This window comes from Streptococcus sp. LMAG:39, from assembly GCF_008680485.1.
GTDB lineage: Bacteria > Bacillota > Bacilli > Lactobacillales > Streptococcaceae > Streptococcus > Streptococcus pasteurianus.
Genome location: NZ_NALE01000001.1, coordinates 564,005 through 581,999 on the forward strand (window position 1 = coordinate 564,005; position 17,995 = coordinate 581,999).

The following is a 17,995-nucleotide window of genomic DNA, read 5'->3' on the forward strand; positions in this document are numbered from 1 at the left end:
ATCATTAGATAAAAATGTTTAGTCCAATTTGAATTTGCATATATAGGATTTTTACACTAAATCAGAAGAAATTTTCCACAAGTAAAAAAGAAGCCCACTATTAGACTTCTTTTCTGCCGAATTTATATTATTGTGCAAATGGAAGTATTATTCAGCATCTGGACGTGATTTGCGGTTAATGTCAGCTAAGATATTGTCAACAAATTCATCGATTGCTTCTGTGTGAGTTTGTTTGCTTCCATAGCGACGAACGTTAACTGTCTTATCAGCCATTTCTTTGTCACCAACGATTAATTGGTAAGGGATTTTCTTAGTTTGGCTTTGACGGATTTTAAGTTGCATTTTTTCGTTGCGTTCATCAACGTCAACACGAACACCTTTGTCGCGAAGAACTTTAGCAACTTCCCAAGCGTAGTCAACGTGAGCTTCGTTAGAAACTGGGATAACAGTTACTTGGTGTGGTGCAAGCCATGTTGGGAAGGCACCTTTGTAGTTTTCAATCAAGATAGCTGTGAAACGTTCCATTGTTGAGATAACACCACGGTGAATCATAACTGGACGGTGTTCTTCACCATCAGCACCAATGTATGTCAAACCGAAACGTTCTGGAAGAAGGAAGTCAAGTTGGATAGTTGACAATGTTTCTTCGTTACCAAGAGCTGTTTTCACTTGAATATCAAGTTTTGGACCGTAAAAGGCTGCTTCACCTTCTGCTTCGAAGTATTCAACACCCATTTCATCCAAGGCAGCTTTCAACATTGATTGTGCATTTTCCCACATTTCGTCGTCATCATAGTATTTGTGAGTGTCTTTAGGGTCACGTAGTGAAAGACGGAAACGGTATTCAGTCAAGTTGAAATCTTCATAAACATCGATAATCAATTGAAGAGCTTTTTGGAATTCTTCTTGAATTTGTTCAGGTGTTACGAACAAATGACCGTCATTAAGTGACATTTCACGAACACGTTGAAGACCTGACAAAGCACCAGATTTTTCATAACGGTGCATCATACCGATTTCCGCAATACGGATTGGCAATTCACGGTATGAGTGTACATGGTGTTTGTAAACTTGGATGTGGTGTGGGCAGTTCATTGGACGAAGAACGAATTCTTCACCGTCACCCATATCCATTGTTGGGAACATATCTTCACGGTAGTGGTCCCAGTGACCTGATGTTTTGTACAAATCAACTGAAGCCAAAGGTGGAGTATAAACATGAAGGTAGCCTGAAGCTACTTCTTTATCAACGATGTAGCGTTCCAACGTACGACGAATTGTCGCACCGTCTGGCAACCAGAATGGAAGACCTTGACCAACTTCTTGAGAAATCATGAACAAATCAAGTTCTTTACCAAGTTTACGGTGGTCACGTTCTTTAGCTTCTTGACGTTGTTTAAGGTAAGCTTTAAGATCTTTTTTGTCGAACCAAGCAGTACCGTAAACACGTTGCATCATCGCATTGTCGCTATTTCCACGCCAGTAAGCACCAGCGACGTTCAATAGATGGAAAACTTGGATACGACCAGTTGAAGGCACGTGTGGACCACGGCAAAGATCAGTGAATTCACCTTGTGAATAAACAGTAAGACCACCTTCGTCTGCACCATGTTCTTCAATCAATTCAAGTTTGTAAGGGTCGTTTTTGAACAATTCACGTGCTTCATCAATTGTGATTTCTTTACGAATACATGGAAAGTTTTCTTTAACGATTTTTTTCATTTCTTCTTCGATACGAGGAAGATCTTCATCAGAGATTTGACCAGCTTTGTTATCAGTATCGTAGTAGAAACCATCTTCAATAGCAGGACCTACACCAAGGCAAAGGTCTGGGAAAAGACGTTTTGCTGCTTGTGCAAAAAGGTGAGCAGCTGAGTGACGTAAGATACCAAGAGCATCTTCGTGGTCAGGTGTCACGATTTCAATACTACCGTCTTCAGTAATTTCACGGGTTGTATCAATCAATTGACCATTAAATTTACCAGCTAAGGCTTTTTTAGCTAGTGAATTGCTAATGCTTTGAGCAATTTCAAAAGGTGTTACACCAGATTCAAATTCGCGCACAGCGCCATCTGGAAAAGTGATTTTAACCATATTTCTCTCCTTTTTATAATTTACAATGTTGACAATTCCTTTTTGGGGAACCAAGCAAAAGGAATATTATCAGCTTATGAGACTTTTCCTCGAGATAAAAGAAAAACGACGTCCCAAAAGGACGTCGTAACGTGGTTCCACCTTCATTTATCTACGACAAAAAAGAGTCGTAAACCTCAAACTAGCTATATCGTAGCTACCGTTTTATGTTTGCATAAAAGCAAGGAAGTAGTATTGAATCAGCCAACCCTGCGCCCTTCTCACCAACCGGCACTCGCTCTAAAGGTTTACCCCTGTTCAACTCGTCTTCGTAAGTTATTATAACACGAATAATTTATTTTTCAAGAACTTAATCAATGAAATCTCGAATTGAATTAATTAATCGTTTTGGAGCCTTAACAACTTTGGCTGATGTTTTAGCTGTCGCTTTAACAGCTTTAGCTGGCATTTTTATCGCTGATTGAGCAAATTTGATAGATGTTTTTTCATCTTGGCTTCGCACCGTCAATGATAATTTTGATTTTTTCTTATTTTTGGCTGAAATCAAGACGTCTAAATAAAAGGCATAGACTGATTTTCCAAAGTGCTCTGCTGAAATAGCGTACATTTTTTCTTTGTATGTCCTTTCGTCCATTGCTGGTGTACCGGCAATCGCATCTAAAATTGCATCTGCTAAATCTTCTTCATGATAAAAGAGTGTCCCGAACATCTTTTGGTCAATAATATCGTCCAAATAAGGATTGCCATGAGCAATGACAGGCGTTCCGCTGGCAAGGCTTTCTGTGTAGGTTAATCCTTGTGTCTCACTAGTAGAAGCTGAAATAAAGAAATCACTTGCCTTATAATACAAAGCTGTCTCGTCATGTGGGACCATTCCTGTAAAAATCACAGCTTCTTCAATACCCAACTCTGCTACCAAATCTTTCAAATCTTGGAGATAGGGTCCATCACCAACAACAACTAACTTAACACGTTTATTTTCCGACAAAACTTCTGGAAATTGTTTTAGGATAGCTTGGATATTTTTTTCGTAAGAAACACGTGACAAGCTAAGCAGCATGGTTTCGTCATCAGCAATACCTAATTTATCGCGGAGAGCTTTAGCATCTTCTGCTGTAATATCCTTGCGTTCGTATTCTTCCACACGAATACCTGTCGGGATAACACGTTTAGGAATTTTAATATCGTAACCTTCTAACAGATTTAAAACAATACGTGATGGGCAAATAACGCCGTCTAAATCGTTCAAATAACCGCGAATAATGTACTTAACCATGCCAGGTTTGATGATTTTCCCTTTGGCAATGTAACCAACATAATCCTCATACTGAGTATGATAAGTATGTACCGCAGGAATGCGGAGTGCAGCAGCAATCATTTTCCCTAAAACACCAACACTAAATTCAGTCTGAGTATGAATAATATCCAATTTATACTGCTTTGCTATTTTATAAGAGGAAATCAACCCACGATAAACTACACGACGGTCAGTAAACGACACAAAAGGAACGCTAGGCAGACGAATAATCGTTGGATCCTCGTAGCGTTTAACGGCTTTATCAGTGGTAGTAAATATATAAACCTCGTGTCCCTCTTTTTCCAATTCTTCTTTTAGGGTGCAAATGCTTGTTGAAACCCCTGAAACTTGAGGGAAATAGGTATCTGTAAAAAGACCTATTCTCATTTTACAACTCCATTACTTTTTCATAGACGTCAACTAATTCATTAGCAACTTTATCAATGCTACGGCTTTCAGCCACTTTGTAGCCTGCTTCTTGTTTTTGACTTTTTCCTGCTAAGACTTTTCGAAGCGCTCCTACAAATCCATCAATGTCAGTCGCTAATTCTGCACAACTTTCATCTACCCAGCCGTGATAAACAGGAATATCACGTAGCACGACGTGTTGGTGGCTAGCAAGAGCTTCCAAGACAACAATTCCTTCAGTTTCCTCACGACTTGGGAAGAAAAAGGCATCTGCTCCGCTCATTGCTCCCTCAAAAACATCACCTTTAATGTAACCAGCAAAGGTCACATTTGATGGGTGTTTGCGAGTAACAATACTTCTGACTTTATGTGGGATAACCCATTTATTTGTTTCACCGAACCAGATAAAACGGACGTCTGGCATTTGTTCTGCGACTTTTACAAATTCGTCAATGCCCTTGCGCATGAAGTAGAGCCCAGCACAAATAACAACTTTTTCATCTGGTTTAATATCAAAATAATGACGGAAAGCTTCTTCTTTGGCAGAATTTGGAATATAGCGTGACAAATCAATACCATTTGAAACAGCGTAAATTGGATGCTTAATGCCATAACCTGCAATCAAATTTTTTGAGTATTCCGTAGGGGTGATAATGGCATCAGCCTTTTGATAAAAACGACAAAGATACCATCTAAAAATTGGTGATATTAAATTTGAACCAATGAATGAATCACGAAAGTCCTCTTCGGTTGAATGACCGTGCATAAGCACTTTTTTGCCAGCTCTTTTAGATTTCATCAAAAGATGCCAGCTTTTAAGCCCATAAGTATTAATGTGTACTAAATCATAATCGTCTTTCGAGTTGGTTGTATATTCTTGCCCCACAATTGTAAGGGCACGCTCTTGATGTTTAATCGCACGTCCTATGCCGGATTTTCTCAAATAATCCTCGGCTTCCAAATACAGTAAAACTTTCATAATTTCTATTATATCTTATTTTGTATTTTTTTTCACCAAAAGTGAAAAAATCAGTCCTCGGACTGATTTTAATTTGATATAACTAATCAACTATTAACGTGTTGTGCCACGTGTTATAAGACCATGGTTAAGAAGAATTTCTTTTTCTTCAAGTTCCTCTTTGTTCATGATTTTAGTCAACATACGCATGCTGACAGCACCAAGGTCATAAACTGGTTGACTGATTGAGCTAAGGTTTGGGCGTGTGTATGATGTAATTGGTGAATCATTGCTTGTGATGATTTCAAAGTCTTCTGGAACTTTTTTGCCAGCTTCGAACAAGCCGTTCAGTAAGCCTGCTGCCAATTCGTCTTCGGCAACAAAGGCTGCTGTTGCGCCAGAATTAATCACACGTTGTGCAAGTTCAAATCCATCTTTATAGTTGTAATTAGCTTCAAAGACAAGACCTTCTTTGAATGATAAGCCATTTTTTTCAAGACCTTCTTTGTAACCAGCTAAACGCACTTTACCGTTGATATCATCGATAAGTGGACCAGAAACAAAGGCAATTTCTTTATTGCTTTTAGCTAAAATATCAACAACATCAACAACCGCTGCTTTGTAATCAATATTAACACTTGGGAGTTGGTGTTCTAAGTCAACTGTACCCGCAAGTACAACTGGTGTGCGTGAGCGAGAGAACTCTGCACGAATTTTTTCAGTCAAATGATGTCCCATGAAGATAATACCGTCAACTTGTTTAGCAAACAAGGTGTTAACAACGTTAACCTCCTTATCATCATCTTCATCACTTGAAGCAAGTACGATATTATACTTGTACATAGCGGCAATATCATCAATTCCTTTAGCAAGAATTGAGAAATAGCTATTGGCAATATTGGGAATAACAACACCTACTGTTGTTGTCTTTTTACTTGCTAAACCGCGGGCAACGGCATTTGGACGATAATCCAAACGATCAATAACTTCAAGAACTTTCTTACGTGTGTTTTCCTTTACGTTTTTATTGCCATTTACAACACGACTAACTGTTGCCATAGAGACGCCTGCTTCTCGGGCAACGTCATAAATTGTAATCGTATCATCAGTGTTCATTATTGGACTTCCTTTCTATTTGAAAATTTCGCTTTCACGGATATTTTATCATCTTTTGGAAACACTTTCAAGGGGGTGAGTGGTCTTTTTTGAAAACTTTTCATATATTGTAAGCGTTTAATTGCTTGATTTCTATATCAAACTACTTGAAAAGTCAAAATTTGAGGTTTTTCAAAATAATTTTTGAAAACTTTCATTCAAATTATGAGAGAACTTCTTTTTATCTCATTTATTATTTTTTGTCCGTAAGATCACTTTTTTTGACTCAAGTCTTGATTTTTTCTGATTTTTTTGAAAAAATGGGATTAATTAGAAAGAAGGTTCCTTATGTCAAAATTAGATCAAATCCGCCCATATCTTAGTCAAGAAAAAGCTAATATTGCTGTTTTTTCCGACCCCGTCACTGTAAATTATTTAACTGGATTTTACTGTGACCCACACGAACGCCAAATGTTCCTTTTTGTGTATAGCGACCGTGAACCTGTGCTTTTCGTTCCAGCACTTGAAGTGGCACGCGCAAGCCAAATTGTCACTTTCCCAGTTTTTGGTTATATGGATTCTGAAAATCCTTGGCAAAAAATCAAATCTAGTCTACCTTCAACTGACAGCGCGAAAGTTTTTGCTGAATTTGACAACCTCAATGTGACAAAATTTCAAGGTTTGCAAACTGTTTTTGACGGACGTTTTGAAGACTTGACACCATTTATTCAAAAAATGCGTCTCATCAAATCACAAGATGAAATCGAAAAAATGCTAATCGCTGGTCAGTTTGCTGATAAAGCGGTTCAAGTTGGTTTTGATAATATTTCATTAGACAATACAGAGACTGATGTCATTGCCATGATTGAGTTTGAAATGAAAAAACAAGGTGTTGAAAAAATGAGTTTTGACACTATGGTCTTGACTGGAAATAATGCTGCTAATCCACACGGTATCCCTGGTACGAACAAAATTGAAAATAACTCACTGCTCTTGTTTGACCTTGGAACAGATATGCATGGCTATGCTAGTGATATGACACGTACCGTTGCCGTTGGTAAACCTGACCAATTCAAAAAAGATATTTACGAACTTTGCTTAGAAGCCCAATTAACAGCTCAAGAATTCATCAAACCTGGTGTTCTTGCTAGCGAAGTTGACGCTGCTGCACGTAATGTCATTGAAAAATCCGGCTACGGTGAATACTTCAACCACCGTCTTGGACATGGTATCGGTATGACTTGTCACGAATTTCCTTCAATCATGGAAGGTAACGATATGGAAATTCAAGAAGGCATGTGCTTCTCTGTCGAACCTGGTATTTACATCCCTGGAAAAGTTGGCGTACGTATCGAAGATTGCGGACACGTCACAAAATCTGGCTTTGAAGTCTTTACACATACACCAAAAGAATTGCTTTATTTTGAAGGATAATGGTATTAATATAGCTCAAAAAATTCCCAGTTCACTCTTGGGAATTTTTCTATTGCAAGGCAAGCCAAAACGACTACTGCTAAAATGAGCCTAAGAACTTTAAAAAGAAGCTTTTATGTTTTACAAAACAATAACTTATTGTCCCGAATGTGGACATCCTTTGGAGAAAAAATTTAAAAAAAATGAGGGAGAGATTCCTTATTACTCACAATGTGCGAGTTTTCGTTTTCCAGTCTTTAATACAGCAATTAGTGCGATTTTATTTAATGAAAATCATGATAGGATTCTTTTGATTAAGCAATATGACATGACTGACTATATTTTACTGGGCTGGTTATGTGTTTCAAGGGGAAAATGCCGAGACAACTGTGGGGCGTGAGATTGATGAGGAACTTGGTTTAAGGGTTAAATCATTGACATTTAACACCTATCAGTATTATGAACGCAGCAATTCACTCATAATTAATTTTGCGGCAACAGTTACTGGCAATGTGTCACCTAACCACGAAATTGACGATTGAGATTGGTTTTCAATTGAGGAAACTAAGACGTTCAATGATAATTTGCTGACGTCCGTCTGGTAAAGTTCCAGCATGGACTTTGGTATCATACTGCTTAGGAGCACTCGCTAGAAAAGCTTCCATTTTTTCTTCAGACTCAAAAATATCTTCATCAAACCAGTATAAATTACTATCAATAATCATTTTTACACCTACTTTCTTAAACAATCTTTATGATTCTATCTTAAAATATTTTGTTATCGCTTACAATTCTATTTTAACTACTATTTATCCTTGTTTAGAATAAATAAACCAACTGTCCAATAGACAGCTGGTTTACAAGCACATGACATTGAAAAGCAGATTATAGCCAACAAATACTGTTTTACAAATCTCGGTAATCAATGAGTTCAACATCTTGCTTTCTGAGCCATTGTTTGACATCAGGATTGATTAACATAGCAACTTCTTGTGTTCGAGGAATGGTTAGGCTAGAGTGCGTTAGAATGTCATCATCAAGATAACCAGGGTGAAAAACGGCCAACTGTACCACATGGTCATCAGCTTTTGCTACCATGCGTTTTAGCATGTCAAAAGGCTCATAATGCGGCGCCATTGATTCCATATTGAATTGCACAAGAGAGTTCCCAATTGTCAATGGTGCGCCACCTGTTGAAAATCCTGAGTATTTCAAGCCGTGCTTTTCTGCGACAGTTTCTAATCCCTTAAAGAAATTGCTTGACGCTACCGCATGCCCTTCAAAATAATCTGGCTGACGCCCAAATAAGGCTAAAAATTTCTGGTACTGCGCTTCAATTTCCAAGACAACTTCCTCAAAAACGACAAAATCCTCTTTCGCTGCTCGAAATTGTTTAGAAGATTTGAAATTACCATTCTCATCCACCAAGCTCGGAATAAGCTCAGGATTTGTCAAAGGCTTCCCAGCACAAATGTTGGTATGCACCCCAAGAGCCAAAGGACAATCTTTGATTAAATCAACGCCATGCTGCGTAGCAGGCATATTGACCATAACACCAAGACTTGAAATCAGCCCTTCCTTGACCGACTTTTCAATACCATAATTAACAGCCTCAGAATAACCTAAATCATCAGCACGCAAAAGAATTTTTTCATTTTTTCTCCTTCACAATATAATCATAAGTATCGCCAGCTTGAATAAATGTCACCGGAATATCTCTTCCTAAAAGTTCCAAAAGATAATCTGCCATTATTTCCATCCCTGGTTCTTCCATATTAAAATGTCCTATAGAAATTGATACTTTACTTCTTCCAAGTAAGCTAGCATCTTTAATATATTCAGCTAAACTATAATCTACCATTTCAAGTGGTAAAATGGCATCAAAATCTTCTTGTTCCATCTGCCTAATATCCTCATTTGCATCTCCAAAAACATGGAAGGGGATTTTTATTCTTTTAATTTCTGTATTACGATCACCAATAATTCTAACCCCGTTTAACTTCAATTTGCTTATAAGTGTGTGTGACAATTGCTCCGCAGTTATTTTAGGAATTTCAAAAAGTAGCGGATTCGAGATATCGTTAATAATACAATCTTCCCATCCAAGCTTTTTAGCTAGTCCATAGAAAATGCCATCGATGTAATGATCTTCAACCAACATTCCAGAGTGTATATAATCATGACAACGCCACACTGTAATTCCATAATCATCTAATAGTTTTTTCTTTTCCAAAAAAGTACCAATTTGATTTTCTCTAAACCATTCTTGATGATCCCCATGATTCCAGAAAAGAGCTTCATGACAGATAATTAAGTTAGCTCCCAAACTATGTGCCTTTTTAATAACTTCTACATTTGCCCATATAGTTGTCACTATTCCTGTACACTCTGAATCTGCCGTTCCATATAAAATTTGATCCCTAGTTTTAGAATTGTCAATATTATCACCTTTGTAAGAGTTTTTTATTTTTTCTATTATCATTTCTATTTTCATACTTTTTCTCCTAATTTAGTAAACATCATAATTAAGAAACCGCTTATTAACGAGACAGCGATTGTTATCCCAAGTGCAATATAATTTGAAGATGATCCTCCAAGAAAAGCTGCTAAACCATAGATTCCATTTGAGGTGTTAAGAACATAAGCTGTTAAGTGTACCATCCCAGCAACTAAACCAGTAAGTGCACCACTTATTATCCCAGCAAGCAAAGGGGTTTTATAAGGAATAAATAATCCATATAACATAGGTTCTCCTACTCCCCCAAAAAACCACGTAACTAAATAACCAATAGCTAAAGAACGTTCTTTTTGATTTTTTATTTTTACAATACATGCTAAAGCGACACCAGCGGCAGACCAACTAGCACAAAGAATACCAGGTAATAGAAAATTATCATACCCCATTGTGGGAAATGTCACAAAAAGATAAGCAAACAATACTGGATGCATACCAGTTAGAACAAAGAAAGTAAAGAAACCTCCAACCACTGCTAAAGCTAAAGGGGCTGCAACGCTATTTAAAGCAATAATTCCTTCTCCAATATATGTTCCAATATAGCCGCCTAAAGGTGCAAGAATTGAAAGCGATAATGGTAACATCACAAGGACAGTTGCAAAAGGAACTACAAATACAGAAAGCAAATCTGGTGTGTATTTCTTAAAGAAATTATATACATATTTTAGTATCCACACAACCAAAATCATTGGAATGACTGTACTAGAATAGTTCTGTGCTGTTGTTGGAATTCCAAACACACTAAAGCTGGTTCTCTCAGTTGCAATATTGAGAAAAGCTGGATGAATTAATATTGCGCCTAAAAATAAGGCAATAGGAATGTTCGTATTTAATTTTTTAGCAGCAGTATATCCTAAGAAGACTGGGAAAAAGTAGAATCCTGCATCCCCTACAAAAGTAAATAATGTATATAAGTCACTTGATTCTGATAGAACATTTAATAATGATGGACCTAGAATTGCAACCAAAGTTTTAAACAATGAAGCAGTTAACATTACAGGTATTAAGGGGGTTAAGCTACCCGATAAGTAATCCAAAATATTTGTTCCCACACCTTTTAATGTTAATTTTTCCTTTGGTTTATCCAGATTCTCGTCAACTTGTTTTTCCAATGTGACCCCTGCTAATTTAGCAAATTCAGGATAAACTTTTGCAACATTTTGCCCAATGACAACTTGATACTGTCCACCAGACTCAACAACAGCAAGAACACCTGGGATACTGGTTACCTCGTCTTTTTTAGGAACGGAAGTATCCTTTAAATTCAAACGCAAACGTGTCATACAATGTGTTGCACTCATCACATTTTCCTTGCCACCAACTGCAGCCAGCACTTTTTCTGCGATAACTTTGTTATTATCGACCATAACTTTCTCCTTTGCGGAGCTTCGCTATTTTTCTCCGCTATTTTTTTCATACAACCTGTTGATATGTATCATCAGGTAGAGTAACTCGTCATCAGATTGACTATATCTCATACTTTGATGAATATAATCCATGATAACGACTGCAACTTGATAGATATGAGGTTGACTTTCTTTGAGACTTTGTAAAATAGTCTCATTCCCATTAATAAATGATTCATTTTCACGTAGTCGTTTCAGATAATAACGAACATGTGCTTGAAACCTTTGGTAATTAAATTCCTCACGCTCAATACGAATTGCTAATTGATTTTCAATCATCTGTGTCATAATCTCAATCAATTCTTCGATAGCCTGACTTTCGTTGTCAATATCAAATTCAGCTTGGCTATTGATAAAATGCATGGCAATACTGGTCACTTCACTGTGTGGAAGATTAACACCTAATGAAGTATTTATCAAAACCAAGGCATCTTCTGCTAATTTCGTTTCCTTAGGATAGAGCTGGGCAACATCCTGTGAAAAAAGAATTTTCATTTCCTTAAATTCTTTCAATCGACGAATAGCAAATTGGATATGGTCTGCTAAGCTAAATATCAAAGTCGGATTGAGTTTTCCACACAACTCCTTCTGCGCATTTTGCACGATTTCCACACTAAGCAACATCAAATCTTCTGGAATTTCATCCAAAAGTAATTGAAAATGAGGATCCAATTTATAAAATGTCATATCAATTTTTGAAAGATCCCTTAGATCATAAGGCGTCTTTGGAAAACCAATACCACGTCCAAAGGCAACCAACGATTTACCATTATTGTCAAGACATTCTGCCACATTATTATTGATTTTCTTCACAACTCTCATCATATCTACCTTTTCTATTTATGCTATTTGTCCTGCACAAAAAAACTCTTCGAAGACATACCACACCCCTTTACTTGATGAACGGTAATGCCTCCCGAAGAGTAACAATCCTTGTTTAATTATAGTTTTATTGTAGTTGATTTTGTAAGCGTTGTCAAGTGAGGTTTTTAGAATTCTTATTTATTGCAAAGCTCCTTCGACACGTTTGTCACTATACATAATAAATTCGACGATAAAGGTTAATATCATGGCAATAGCAAGGCAGATGAGGACAATGAATATTTCACGCGCCTCACCAAATTACTCGAACTCACCAAGGCAACGTTGACCGATGAGGTTATGACTGATTTAGCAAGCTTTTTATCACAAAGCGAGCATTTATTTGCGGCTGGTGGTGCCAAAAGTTTTTTAAGTGCCAAATTATTTGAAACCTTGATGCGAAAAATGGGAGTTTATGTGTCATCTTATTCAACAGACTATCTTGATGATGCCGTTAACTATTTCAAAAAAGACGATTTATTGCTTATCTTTTCAGCAGGTGGCGATTCCACTTACATTCGCAAAATCACCAATTTGAAATGCAAAACACTTTTAGTAACAGCCAATCCAAATGCCAAATATCGCAAGCATTTTGATAAAGTCATCACACTCCCAACTCTTTCAGGAGACTGGGAATATGATTCCATTTCCCCAATTATGTTTGACATCTTCACAGAACTCCTTGTCACACACTATGCCAAACAAATGAAAAACTAACGCAACAGCCAAAAGCCACCCGATTGTTGAAATTGTTGAAAACGGGTGGCTTATTTATTTTTTCACTGAAATGGATTAAAAGGAGTTTCGTTTTTTTGAGTTGTATTTGTCTAAACTAGTTTATTGTTTGGTATTTTGGGTGACTGATTGGTGATTTTTCAATTTTTAACCATGTGCCAATCTTACTAGCAAGTTCTTTGGTCATTTCAAAAGCGCCAGCAATTTGTTCTTTGCTAATACCGTCAACATGGACACCTGAGGTGATCACACAATTTTGCGGCAACAGCTCTGCTATTTCTTCCAAAAGAACATCAGCCAAAACGTCATCTTTATGAAAACGCCCTGAATGGCTTGGAAAACGCACCACTTGCTTGTCCGCATTTTCTTTACAATAAGTGGTTACTGTGCCAATATGAGGGTGGCTTCCACCTGTCAATTGAATAAACAAGTCAGCGCCAATATAGTCAACCTGCACTTGAATAGAATACCCATATTCTGTCACTTCAAATGTTGCCATCTAATCACCATCCCAACGTCCAGCATAATCATTGCGAATGTGCAAAGCATCTAGTAATTTAGCAGTATTGTGGTCGATAATATCTTGCAAAGTCTTAGGATGATTGTAAAAGGCTGGTACAGGCGGAATGACTTGTACACCCATCCGTGATAATTTTGTCAAATTTTCCAAATGAATCGTATTTAACGGTGTCTCACGTGGGACAATGATGAGTTTACGTTGTTCTTTTAAAGCCACATCAGCTGCACGACCAATAAGATTGTCTGAAAAACCGCAAGCGATACCTGCAACAGTTTTCATGGAAGCTGGAACAATCACCATACCGTCTGTCAAGAAAGACCCTGAAGCAATTTTGGCACCCAAATCCTTGTTAGAATAAAGCACATCACACAAACTGGCAAATTCATCATGTGACATATCGAGCTCCAGTTTTAAATTCTCATGTGCCCAGTCAGACATGACCACATGCGTTTCAATGTCAGGATATTCTTTTAGTTTCTTTAATAAATTGATAGCATAGATTGTGCCTGAAGCGCCAGAAATAGCTACCACAATACGTTTTTTGCTCATAAGCACCTCACTTTTGTAATAAATACTCACTGAAAATCAACATTAGACTAAACAAGGCAAATGCAGATATAACCGAAATTCGTCAAAATAAGTCAACAAGCTCTAAGTCTGATTTTCAAAGCGTATAAGGACAATCGTTTTTTAGCTTGCCACTTGCTTAGCTAGCGTATTAACGACTATCAACTTAAAAATTCTTAATTGAAGATGACCTAGGCTGTGCAGTGAAATCATCCACTGGATGATTTCAGCCCGAACCAAGAAAAGGGAGAGTGAGGGGTGGAAATCTGTATCGTTAGCTAGTTACTACCAGCCGTAAACGACTGAAAACTTTGTCACCTTAACAGTCAACCGCACCTTTCTAGTCGTTCTGGCAGGGGTATGCAGAGGAAATCATAGATTTCTGGCTTACCACCATTTTTCTTTGCTCTTTAAACGCCCTTTGTCTCTTAAAATAAGAGGTTGGAAGATTAGCTCCAGCCTCTTATTCATGATTACTTTCCTTATCTTCTATCTCATTTTATCAAATAATGGCAGTTTCGTTATCTAAAATGAGTAGCAATTAATCTAAATATTTCTTCCAATCAGGAACTTCTTTAAATTTAGCACGTTCAAATTGGTCTTTCATGTCAAATGGTACTGTACCGTCAAGGACAAGTTTAGATGACATTCCTCGTACACGGATGTGTTCTGGTGAATATTCTGGACGTTCTGATGGGTCAAGTGGGTGGTTACGCATACCTTCCAACGACATAATATCTTTGTGGGCTTGGAAGCGTGTATTGATTGTCCACATGACATCATTCATATCAAAGATATCCACATCTTCATCAACAAGGATAACTGTTTTGAGTTCTTTGAAAGATGAGAATGCTAGCAAGGCAGCTTGACGTTGAATCCCTTCATCTGCAGGATTTTCTTTGCGGATTTGCATGATTGTCATCAATTTACCGCCACCAGCTGGTGGATTGTAAACATTAAGCACTTTACCAGGGATAGCTTTGTCAACCAAGTTAAGGATAGAAGCTTCTGTTGGAATACCTGCCATTGACACGTGTTCTTCAGAAGGCCCAATTGTTGTTTGCATAATTGGATTATCTTTACGGTGAGTGACCGCTTTAACTTTGATAACATTTAAAGCTGGATTGGCTGGACCATTGTAACCTGGGAATTCAGGCATGGCATGACCTGTATGCGTATTAATGTCTTCTTGAATTGTTTCATTTGGAAGGATTTCACCTTCAATGATAAATTCAGAACGTGCAATACCAACTTCATCAACAGCGATAGAATCAACCAATTGAACAGGTTCGTTACGAAGCGCACCTGCAACCCAAAGTTCATTGTAACCAAGTGGTGTCGTTGGTGGTTCAAATGTCGCCCCAATCAAGATAGCAGGGTCAAGACCAATATTGATTGTAATTGGCATTGGTTTGTTAAGTTTTTGATATTCTGACAAGAAAGCACCAATGTGACGACCACCAGGCATGATATAAATACCAATAGTATCTTTATCTTCCAAAACCATACGGTGAATTGTAACGTCACTCATTGATTTATCTGGCGTTGAACCATAAACCAAACCAGTTGTGATGTAAGGTCCTGCATCGTATTCTGTATTTGTTGGCGCAGCAATGAGCTTACGAATATCAAAATCATCATCAGTTGCTAAGTGAACAACTTCTTGAGCAGGTGCTTGGTCCTTAGAAACTTTAACAGGTTTCACTGGATTTTCAACGGCTTTGTTCAAAAGATGTCCAAGGTCTTTGTAATCATGATGAAGAATATGACCAACACGTTTACGGCTTGCCATTGTACCAATATTGACACGAACATTAGGGAATCCCTTAATGTTATTGAAGGTCATTGCTGGACCTTCTTGAGTTGGACGTTCTACGGTACCGCCAGCTCCGATATAACGATAAACGCCAGAAATTTCAGCGTTTGGATCGATTTCAACATCCGTTTCATGGTATTGTCCTGGAATTTCTTTAAGTTCTTCCAAGACTTTACGCAAATCATAAGGTTGTTCTGACATAAGATTTACTTCCTTCTTAAAGATTTCATATTAAAAGTGTAAACCTTCAATCACCGATAAACAATTCAAGTTAGGCGTTTTCCTATTCCTGTTTGGAATATTTTTCTTGCATTCCTTTCCAGAATACATCCAAAGCTGGTGTTGTTTTCTTCTTACGACGGATTAAGTTCATTTCTGACACCATATCAACCTCCAACGGACGACAGATAATTGCTTTCGTTTTAAACGGTGCAACCAATTTTTCCATCATCACCGAAACACCCATTTCTTTTTCAATAAAATCAATGATGAGATTGATACGATTTCCTTGATAGCCCATTTTCGGTTCAAAACCATAGGTATGACAAAGTTCTCGTACTTTTTGGAGCAACTGCGTTTTATTGCCAAGTTGGAAGAATGTCTCATCTTTCAATTCAGCCAAATCAAGTTTTTCCTTGTTGGCTAAGGGATGATTTTCAGGCAAAACCAAGACAAAACGGTCATAATCTAAGGTTAGACTATCATAAATATCAGGAGCAGCTTTGGTAAAAGAACGCGTAAAGACCGCATCGCAGATGCCATCATCTAAACTATGCATCAGCTGGTCAGCCTCTTCTTCCTCGACAACAACCGTGTCATCAGGATACTGCTTTTGAAAAGCTGCAATATCTGAAATAATAGGATAAGAAGACATACTCGGAATACCATGAATGGTTAGTTTATGTTTTTCTTGTTCAGACAAATCCTCTAATGTCTCTTGCATTTCTTGAAAAGTGCCCATAATCTTTTGAACATAAACTCGCACAATCTCCCCTTCTTCTGTCAGAGAAATTTGACGATGTTTACGATTAAACAAAATCACACCCAACTCTTTTTCAAGCGCAATGATTTGCTTTGAAATGCTTCCTTGCGTTGTATAAAGTTGTTCTGCTGTCTCGGTGTAATTCAACGTTTCACACAAGCTAAGAAAGACTTGAAATTTTTGGAAATTCATTTCCTGCTCCTATTCTTAATACTATTCCATTTTAGAATAGTATATCACAAAAATCTGAATTGTTTTTTAAAAAGTTGGTGTTAAAATGTAACAGAAAAGAAAGAATTCACAATAATAGAACACGGTCTAGCAGTCAACACTAATGTTTTCAAACTGTTAATGACTTTGTTTCTTATGAAGGAGGAAAATTGTATGCCTACTGGCGTCATCATTAATGCCCTATCAGTCGTTTTTGGAGGGCTACTAGGTGGTCTTGTTGGAAACAAATTATCAGAAGACTTCAAGACACAAATCAATATGATTTTTGGGGTCTGCTCAATGGGAATGGGGATTTCATCTATCGGATTGATGAAATACATGCCCGCTGTTATCTTTGCTATCGTTATCGGAACAGGGATTGGACTTGCACTTCATCTCGGTGATTGGATTAACAAAGGCGGTGCCCTCATGCAACGTAGCATGGCAAAAATCGTGCCAAACGACCATTCATCACTATCTCATGAAGATTACCTTGCTACCTTGTTAACTGTTATCGTACTTTTCTGCGCAAGCGGTACTGGTATTTATGGTAGTCTAGATGCAGGAATGACTGGTGATTCAACAATCTTGATTTCAAAATCAATTTTGGACTTCTTCACAGCAGCTATTTTTGCTTGCAATCTAGGTTATGTGGTATCACTTGTTGCCATTCCACAATTTATCATTTTCTGCTGCCTATTCTCCTTGTCAGCTTTCATCGTGCCACTTACAACACCTGATATGATTGCTGATTTCAAAGCCTGCGGTGGTTTTCTAATGCTTGCCACAGGTTTCCGTATGGTAAAACTGAAAATGTTCCCAATTGCCGATATGATACCAGCCATGATTCTCGTCATGCCACTTTCTTGGTTCTGGGTTAATGTTATTCTACCATTGCTATAATAGCAATTTTCAAAAATTAATACTGTAAGTAATTAGGATAAAACCAATCTTACAAAAGTATTTTATCCTTATATTGATATTGGCGAATAACTATATAACTCTTTTATTGTTATGTTCAATCATTAAACCATAGATTCAATTGCTCAACCGTATAATAATTTCATAAACGCAAAAATTTAAGATAGATTTGAAAATACAATAAAACTGAGATTATC

At 37.4% G+C, this 17,995-nt stretch carries 17 protein-coding genes; 4 read left to right on the forward strand and 13 right to left on the reverse strand.

From position 1 onward, the window contains the following. Positions 1–147 precede the first annotated feature (147 nt). From thrS to ccpA, 4 genes are all read right to left on the reverse strand, one after another. Entirely contained in the window at positions 148–2,094 is a 1,947-nt protein-coding gene (gene thrS, locus CCC20_RS02660; protein ID WP_012962255.1) for a threonine--tRNA ligase, read from the reverse strand. 349 nt (positions 2,095–2,443) lie between these two features. Then, positions 2,444–3,778: a glycosyltransferase family 4 protein gene (locus CCC20_RS02665; protein WP_058692406.1), complete on the reverse strand. Its 1,335-nt coding sequence runs from the start codon at positions 3,776–3,778 to the stop codon at positions 2,444–2,446. 1 nt (position 3,779) lies between these two features. Further along, positions 3,780–4,778, reverse strand: a complete 999-nt coding sequence (locus CCC20_RS02670) for an LTA glycolipid anchor biosynthesis glycosyltransferase, IagA/BgsA family (protein ID WP_058692407.1) — start codon at positions 4,776–4,778, stop codon at positions 3,780–3,782. A gap of 93 nt (positions 4,779–4,871) precedes the next feature. Beyond that, positions 4,872–5,873 carry a catabolite control protein A gene (gene ccpA / locus CCC20_RS02675; RefSeq protein WP_058692408.1) on the reverse strand — a complete coding sequence of 334 codons (1,002 nt, stop codon included), beginning with the start codon at positions 5,871–5,873 and terminating at the stop codon, positions 4,872–4,874. A 327-nt stretch (positions 5,874–6,200) separates the two neighbouring features. Between ccpA and CCC20_RS02680 the strand changes: the two genes are divergently transcribed. Continuing rightward, positions 6,201–7,286 (forward strand): M24 family metallopeptidase, encoded by a 1,086-nt coding sequence (locus CCC20_RS02680; RefSeq protein ID WP_003065805.1) that lies wholly within the window; start codon positions 6,201–6,203, stop codon positions 7,284–7,286. A gap of 338 nt (positions 7,287–7,624) precedes the next feature. After that, complete coding sequence (locus CCC20_RS02685; protein WP_238374695.1) at positions 7,625–7,807, forward strand: NUDIX domain-containing protein; 183 nt, start codon at positions 7,625–7,627, stop codon at positions 7,805–7,807. A gap of 9 nt (positions 7,808–7,816) precedes the next feature. Here the strand turns inward: CCC20_RS02685 and CCC20_RS02690 are convergent, their stop codons facing one another. The 5 genes from CCC20_RS02690 to CCC20_RS02710 all read right to left on the reverse strand — a co-directional run bounded on the left by CCC20_RS02690 (position 7,817) and on the right by CCC20_RS02710 (position 12,008). Further along, positions 7,817–7,990 (reverse strand): hypothetical protein, encoded by a 174-nt coding sequence (locus CCC20_RS02690; RefSeq protein ID WP_231729907.1) that lies wholly within the window; start codon positions 7,988–7,990, stop codon positions 7,817–7,819. A gap of 181 nt (positions 7,991–8,171) precedes the next feature. Next, a complete protein-coding gene (locus tag CCC20_RS02695; protein ID WP_238374696.1) occupies positions 8,172–8,906 on the reverse strand; it encodes a ChbG/HpnK family deacetylase in 735 nt (244 codons plus the stop codon). Between the two features lie 10 nt (positions 8,907–8,916). Further along, entirely contained in the window at positions 8,917–9,759 is an 843-nt protein-coding gene (locus CCC20_RS02700; RefSeq protein WP_058692410.1) for a Nif3-like dinuclear metal center hexameric protein, read from the reverse strand. Further along, positions 9,756–11,147 carry a PTS transporter subunit EIIC gene (locus CCC20_RS02705; protein WP_058692411.1) on the reverse strand — a complete coding sequence of 464 codons (1,392 nt, stop codon included), beginning with the start codon at positions 11,145–11,147 and terminating at the stop codon, positions 9,756–9,758. Before CCC20_RS02705 ends, CCC20_RS02700 begins: the two co-directional genes overlap by 4 nt. A 24-nt stretch (positions 11,148–11,171) precedes the next feature. Continuing rightward, complete coding sequence (locus CCC20_RS02710) at positions 11,172–12,008, reverse strand: PRD domain-containing protein (RefSeq protein WP_061100200.1); 837 nt, start codon at positions 12,006–12,008, stop codon at positions 11,172–11,174. A gap of 339 nt (positions 12,009–12,347) precedes the next feature. Between CCC20_RS02710 and CCC20_RS02715 the strand changes: the two genes are divergently transcribed. After that, positions 12,348–12,764, forward strand: coding sequence for a MurR/RpiR family transcriptional regulator (locus CCC20_RS02715; RefSeq protein WP_231729904.1), 417 nt, complete (start codon positions 12,348–12,350; stop codon positions 12,762–12,764). A gap of 115 nt (positions 12,765–12,879) precedes the next feature. Here CCC20_RS02715 and lpdD read toward each other — a convergent pair whose 3' ends face one another. The 4 genes from lpdD to CCC20_RS02735 form a co-directional block, all read right to left on the reverse strand. Beyond that, the gene (gene lpdD / locus CCC20_RS02720) at positions 12,880–13,281 is read right to left on the reverse strand and encodes a prenylated flavin chaperone LpdD (RefSeq protein WP_013852123.1); all 402 of its coding nucleotides are present in this window, start codon (positions 13,279–13,281) and stop codon (positions 12,880–12,882) included. Next, positions 13,282–13,851, reverse strand: coding sequence for a UbiX family flavin prenyltransferase (locus CCC20_RS02725; protein WP_003065829.1), 570 nt, complete (start codon positions 13,849–13,851; stop codon positions 13,282–13,284). A 559-nt stretch (positions 13,852–14,410) separates the two neighbouring features. Further along, positions 14,411–15,886, reverse strand: a complete 1,476-nt coding sequence (locus CCC20_RS02730) for a UbiD family decarboxylase (protein WP_003065832.1) — start codon at positions 15,884–15,886, stop codon at positions 14,411–14,413. A gap of 82 nt (positions 15,887–15,968) precedes the next feature. Further along, entirely contained in the window at positions 15,969–16,859 is an 891-nt protein-coding gene (locus CCC20_RS02735; protein ID WP_061458305.1) for a LysR family transcriptional regulator, read from the reverse strand. Positions 16,860–17,051: 192 nt separating this feature from the next. Here CCC20_RS02735 and CCC20_RS02740 point away from each other — a divergent pair, with 192 nt between their 5' ends. Then, positions 17,052–17,780 (forward strand): DUF554 domain-containing protein, encoded by a 729-nt coding sequence (locus CCC20_RS02740; protein ID WP_013852127.1) that lies wholly within the window; start codon positions 17,052–17,054, stop codon positions 17,778–17,780. The last annotated feature ends 215 nt before the right edge of the window (positions 17,781–17,995 follow it).

Bases quoted from the DNA above. Each gene is read 5' to 3' on its own strand.
- thrS (WP_012962255.1), bottom strand. From the start codon at position 2,094: ATGGTTAAAATCACTTTTCCAGATGGCGCTGTGCGCGAATTTGAATCT.
- CCC20_RS02665 (WP_058692406.1), bottom strand. From the start codon at position 3,778: ATGAGAATAGGTCTTTTTACAGATACCTATTTCCCTCAAGTTTCAGGG.
- CCC20_RS02670 (WP_058692407.1), bottom strand. From the start codon at position 4,778: ATGAAAGTTTTACTGTATTTGGAAGCCGAGGATTATTTGAGAAAATCC.
- ccpA (WP_058692408.1), bottom strand. From the start codon at position 5,873: ATGAACACTGATGATACGATTACAATTTATGACGTTGCCCGAGAAGCA.
- CCC20_RS02680 (WP_003065805.1), top strand. From the start codon at position 6,201: ATGTCAAAATTAGATCAAATCCGCCCATATCTTAGTCAAGAAAAAGCT.
- CCC20_RS02690 (WP_231729907.1), bottom strand. From the start codon at position 7,990: ATGATTATTGATAGTAATTTATACTGGTTTGATGAAGATATTTTTGAG.
- CCC20_RS02700 (WP_058692410.1), bottom strand. From the start codon at position 9,759: ATGAAAATAGAAATGATAATAGAAAAAATAAAAAACTCTTACAAAGGT.
- CCC20_RS02705 (WP_058692411.1), bottom strand. From the start codon at position 11,147: ATGGTCGATAATAACAAAGTTATCGCAGAAAAAGTGCTGGCTGCAGTT.
- CCC20_RS02710 (WP_061100200.1), bottom strand. From the start codon at position 12,008: ATGAGAGTTGTGAAGAAAATCAATAATAATGTGGCAGAATGTCTTGAC.
- CCC20_RS02715 (WP_231729904.1), top strand. From the start codon at position 12,348: ATGACTGATTTAGCAAGCTTTTTATCACAAAGCGAGCATTTATTTGCG.
- lpdD (WP_013852123.1), bottom strand. From the start codon at position 13,281: ATGGCAACATTTGAAGTGACAGAATATGGGTATTCTATTCAAGTGCAG.
- CCC20_RS02725 (WP_003065829.1), bottom strand. From the start codon at position 13,851: ATGAGCAAAAAACGTATTGTGGTAGCTATTTCTGGCGCTTCAGGCACA.
- CCC20_RS02730 (WP_003065832.1), bottom strand. From the start codon at position 15,886: ATGTCAGAACAACCTTATGATTTGCGTAAAGTCTTGGAAGAACTTAAA.
- CCC20_RS02735 (WP_061458305.1), bottom strand. From the start codon at position 16,859: ATGAATTTCCAAAAATTTCAAGTCTTTCTTAGCTTGTGTGAAACGTTG.
- CCC20_RS02740 (WP_013852127.1), top strand. From the start codon at position 17,052: ATGCCTACTGGCGTCATCATTAATGCCCTATCAGTCGTTTTTGGAGGG.